The organism is Actinomycetes bacterium (assembly GCA_035506535.1).
Lineage (GTDB): Bacteria > Actinomycetota > Actinomycetes > DATJPE01 > DATJPE01 > DATJPE01.
Window position 1 is genome coordinate 1 of the sequence record DATJPE010000092.1, and the last position, 4,874, is coordinate 4,874.

The 4,874-nt window shown below is 74.5% G+C and carries 5 protein-coding genes; 2 read left to right on the forward strand and 3 right to left on the reverse strand.

The features are described 5' to 3' along the window. A partial coding sequence (locus VMI11_14375) for a PA14 domain-containing protein (GenBank protein ID HTY73582.1) occupies nt 1-1,469 on the reverse strand: 1,469 nt, incomplete at its 3' end. 61 nt (nt 1,470-1,530) lie between these two features. Further along, nucleotides 1,531-2,154, reverse strand: a complete 624-nt coding sequence (locus VMI11_14380; protein ID HTY73583.1) for a DJ-1/PfpI family protein — start codon at nt 2,152-2,154, stop codon at nt 1,531-1,533. Nucleotides 2,155-2,297: 143 nt separating this feature from the next. On the opposite strand from VMI11_14380, the gene VMI11_14385 reads away from it, so the two are divergent. Both VMI11_14385 and VMI11_14390 read left to right on the forward strand, forming a co-directional pair. Then, nucleotides 2,298-2,648 (forward strand): Lsr2 family protein, encoded by a 351-nt coding sequence (locus VMI11_14385; GenBank protein ID HTY73584.1) that lies wholly within the window; start codon nt 2,298-2,300, stop codon nt 2,646-2,648. Nucleotides 2,649-2,756: 108 nt separating this feature from the next. Then, nucleotides 2,757-4,352 (forward strand): LLM class flavin-dependent oxidoreductase, encoded by a 1,596-nt coding sequence (locus VMI11_14390; GenBank protein ID HTY73585.1) that lies wholly within the window; start codon nt 2,757-2,759, stop codon nt 4,350-4,352. 36 nt (nt 4,353-4,388) lie between these two features. On the opposite strand, the gene VMI11_14395 is transcribed toward VMI11_14390, so the two are convergent. After that, complete coding sequence (locus VMI11_14395; GenBank protein HTY73586.1) at nt 4,389-4,874, reverse strand: dethiobiotin synthetase; 486 nt, start codon at nt 4,872-4,874, stop codon at nt 4,389-4,391.

Below are 4,874 nucleotides of genomic sequence, written 5' to 3' on the forward strand. Positions count from 1 at the left end.
AGCAGGTCCCCTGTCGGGACCACTTGTGAGGGCACCGTCACCGCACCCTTCCAGCGCAGGACGACCGAGGCGTTGCCCGCCTTCTCGCCGTACTCGACCCGGATCGCATAGCTGTGCCCCTTGGTCAGCGCGATCGTCCCCGTGTGCGTCACCACGCCGTTGTCGGTCCAGTCGTTGACCAGCCGGACCCCGTTCACCCACAGGCGCATGCCACCGTCGGCCTGCGTGGTGAACGTGTACGTCGTCGTCGCGGGCGCGACCACGTGCCCGGTCCAGCGCACACCGAAGCTGTTGACGTAGAAGTCCGACCGGGGCGCGCCCGTGCCCCAGGTGAAGTTCACCGTCGCGTCGACGCGGGTGATGGCCGGCGTCCCCGAGAAGATCGTGTTCTTGAAGTACGTCCCGGTGAGGCCGTGCTTGACCGACGCGGGGGACGACGACACCGGAGCCGACGAAGAGACCACCGGGGATGACGAGGCCGGCGCCGATGAGGACTTCGCCGGGGCCGAGGAGGCCGCGGGTGCGGAGGAGGACGCCGCCGGTGCGGAGGACGCGGGCGAGGTCGACGGGCAGGTCGCGGGCGTCGAGCCCGGCGTCGACGTACTGGTCTGGCTGGCCGAGCTGTCCGAGCCCCCCGAGCCGGACGCCCCCGAGCCGCCCGAGTCCGTGACGGAGTCCGACGCCACGGAGCCGGACTCCGAGTCGGACGACGGCGGTGAGGACGACGACGGGTGGGCCGCCTCGAAGGCGTCGTACAGCGCGGTCACCACCGGATAGAGCGCGTTGGCCATCTTGATGAACCCGCAGGCCGTCGGATGGGTCAGCCCCGAGTCCATGTCGGCGGCAGTGAGGTAGTGGTTCATGTCGAAGAAGCTGACCGCGCACCCGGTCTCGGCCACGGCGGAGACGACACCGGGGATCGCGGCGTTGTAGGTGTTCACCACGCTGTCCAGCCCCGGTCGCGGGACGACGGACATGACGACGAGATGCACGTTCGGCAGGTCGACGCAGATGCGCGACACCAGGTCCTGCAGCCGGGCGGGGGCGTTCGCCATGTCGTCGTTCTGGACGATGTCGTTGGTGCCGATGTGCAGCAGGACCACGTCGGGCGTCGCCTTGGCGAGCCAGGTGTCGATCGAGGCCCGGATCTGGTCGATCCGGTATCCGCTGTGCCCCTCGTGGTCGGCGTCGAGCAGCTCTGGTGGCCCGCCGTTGAGCGAGCCGACGAAGTCGATGTCGTCGCCGTCCTCCTGGACGGTGCGCTCCCACAGCACGGTCCGATACCCGCCCGGGACGCGGTACCCGTCGGTGATCGAGTCCCCGAGCGGCATCAGCTTCATCACGGTGGCGCCCGAGGCGGTGTCCGCCGACGCGCCGGGGCCGAGCCCCAGCACCACGACGGGCGCAAGCGCGGTCAGCGCGACCGCGAGCAGCATCCGCAACGGCCTGGCGTACGTCGCAGCGCGCATGCGCTCACCCCCTGCGCCGGTACCCCAGCACCGGCGGTGCCTCGCAGCCTAGGCCCGCGGGTCACCCGTTCGGGGTAGTCCGCGCCGATCGCTCGTACGCCATCTCGCGCGTCACCGCCGCCGCGACGTCCGGGCCGAGCTCGCGCTCGACGAGCCAGCAGGCGAGGTCGAGCCCGGCGGTGACCCCGGCCGAGGTGAGCAGGTCGCCGTCGTCGACGTACCGGACGCCCTCGCGCACCATCGCGCCGGATGCGCGGAGGTCCGCCAGGGCGACCTCGTGGGTGGTCGCCGGCCGCCCGCGCGTGAGGCCGGCGGTGGCGAGCAGCATCGCGCCGGTGCAGACCGAGGCGACCCAGCGGCAGCCGGGCGCGAGCTCGGCGAGGTCGTGCGGGAGGTCGCCCTCCTGGGCCTCGTGCCACGCTCCCGTCGGCGCGCGGTCGCCCCAGCCGCCGCCGGGGACCACGATCGCGTCCGGCTGACCGTGCTCGCCGAGGCCGGAGTCGACGAGCAGGCGCAGGCCGTGGGAGGCGTGCACGACGCCGGCGCCGTACGCCCCGACCAGCGCGACCTCCCAGGGCTCGCCGTCTCGGCCGGCGACGACGTTCGCGGCGTTGCGCAGCACCTCGTACGGCCCCACCGCGTCCATCTCGTCGAACCCGTCGAAGACCACGACCTCGATGCGCATGGGGCCAGCCTGCCGTGCGGGCGCGGCGGCCGCGACGAGTTCGGGACCCCCGGGGAGCCGGCGGAGCGCGTACGGCGGGTCGCTTTGACGCCCGCCCGGGCGCCGCCGAGGATGGACGGACCCGGCGAAAGGTGCAGCCCGCGATGACGCGACGCAGGACCGTCGAGACCGTCGACGACCTCGACGGGGGCGAGGCGGAGGAGCGCGTGACGTTCGCCTTCGACGGGATCACCTACACCCTGGACCTCTCGCGAAAGAACGCGATCCGCCTGCGCAGCACCCTGCAGCCGTACGTCGCCGCGGGGCGACGTATCGGCGGCCGTCCCGCACCCCGCGCGCTGATCGCGTCGGCCCGCCGCCGCCCGACCCGGACCCGGCGGGACCCGGCGCAGACCAAGGCGATCCGGGAGTGGGCGCTGCGCCACGGCTACGACGTCTCGCCCCGCGGCAAGATCACCGACGAGATCGCCGCCGCCTTCGACGCCGCCCACTGAGCTCAGACCCCACTCGCCCCCCGGCCCCCACTGGCCCCGGCCACGTTCGAGTCCTCTCCGTTGCGACGGCCTAGGCTCGTTGAGCGGTCAACGAGCGAGGGGCGCGGCATGGACTACGGGCACGAGATGGCCTTCGGCGCGTTCGTCACGCCGTCGGCGCGCGACCCGAGGGCGGTCGTCGCCCTGGCCCGCCTCGCCGAAGGCGTCGGCTACGACCTGCTGACCTTCCAGGACCACCCGTACCAGCCGGCGTTCCTCGACACCTGGACGCTGCTGTCGTACGTCGCCGCCGCGACCGAGCGCATCACGCTGGCGCCCAACGTCGCCAGCCTGCCCCTCCGCCCACCTCTCGTGCTGGCCCGCAGCGCCGCGAGCCTGGACCTCCTCAGCGGCGGACGGGTCGAGCTCGGTGTCGGCGCCGGGGCGTTCTGGGAGGCGATCGAGGCGTCGGGAGGCCCGCGCCGGACGCCCGGCGAGGCGGTCCGCGCGCTCGAGGAGGCCATCGACGTCCTGCGCCAGGTGTGGGCCGCCGGCGACCGGGGCGGCGTACGGGTCGAGGGCCAGCACTACCGCGTGGTCGGCGCCAAGCGCGGGCCGGCCCCGGCACACGACATCGGCATCTGGGTGGGCGCCTACAAGCCAGCGATGCTGCGCCTGACCGGGCGCCTCGCCGACGGTTGGCTGCCCTCGCTCGGCTACCTGCCCGGGGGCGCCGCCGACCTCGCCTCGGGCAACGCCGTCATCGACGAGGCCGCGCGGGACGCCGGGCGCGAGCCCGGCGACGTACGACGGCTGCTCAACATCGGCGCCGACGTCGCGGCCGAGGACCTCGCGGAGTGGGCGCTGGCGTACGGCGTCTCGGTGTTCATCGTCGGATCGGACGACGCGGCGACGCTCGAACGCTTCGCCGTCGAGGTGGCACCTGACGTCCGCGCCATCGTCGCCGCCGAGCGCGCCGCGGCCGGTCGCGCCGCCGACGAGGGCTCCCCGGCCGCCGAGGGCTCGCCCGGACAGCCCGTCACCGCCCCCCTGGACACCGAGACCGCACGGCGGCTGGCGTCCATCCCGACGAGGGACGACGGGGTACGCCGCTCCACGAACCAGCCGTGGGACGAGACGACCCGCCCGACGGCACCGGGCCCGCCCCCGGGCACGACGTACCGCCGCGGCGCGGAGGCCCTCGGGCAGCACCTCGTCGACGTCCACGACCACCTGCGCGGCGAGCTGGCCACCGTGCGCGACCTCGTCGAGCAGGTACGCGCCGGCACCCTCGCCTCCGGCGCCGCCCGCTCAGCGATCAACGCGATGACGATGCGGCAGAACGACTGGACGTTGGGGGCGTACTGCGCCGCCTACTGCCGTGTGGTCACCGGCCACCACACCCTCGAGGACGCCGAGATCTTCCCGCACCTGCGCCGCGCGGACCGCCACCTCGAGCCGGTGATCGACCGCCTCGCCGAGGAGCACGTCGTCATCCACGAGGTCCTCGAGGGCCTCGACCGCGCGCTGGTCGAGTTCCTCGCCGGCGCTCGCCCGACCGCCCCGGGCGCCGGCACCGGCCATGACCCAGCGGGGCACGACGTCGGCCGGCTCGACGCCGCGCTGGACCTGCTCAGCGACACCCTGCTCAGCCACCTGGCCTACGAGGAGCAGCAGCTGGTCGAGCCGCTCGCCCGCTTCGGCTTCTACCCCGGCCAGCTCTGAGGAGGCGGGCGCCCCGCCGGGTAGGCGCGCCCCGGGTCAGGCCGGTCGCGCCGCCGCGAGACAGGTCGCGACCGCCTCGTCGGCGGTCGCGGCGTGGACCAGCTCCTGCTCCACGCCGTCGGCGTCGAGCACCCGCCAGCCGCGCAGACAGACCAGCGGTACGCCCGTCCGCCGCGCCAGCGCCACCTCGGCGAGGGTTCCCCAGCTGCCCCCGACGCAGATCACCGCATCGGCCCCCCGGACCAGCAGGCCGCCACGCAGCTCGCCGAGCCCGGTGGCCAGAGCCACGGTGAGCCGAGGATGCGCCACGGCGCGGTCGGTGCCGGGCAGGACGCCGACGACGGTGCCGCCGCCCTCGGCCGCGCCGGAGGCCGCCGCGGCCATGACACCGCCGAGCCCGCCGGTCAGCACGGTCACCCCGGCCAGGGCGAGCAGCCGCCCGACCTCGAACGCCGCCTCGAGGACGTCGTCGGCGGCCTCGGACGGCCCCACGACGGCGACGTACACGCCCTCATCGCCCAT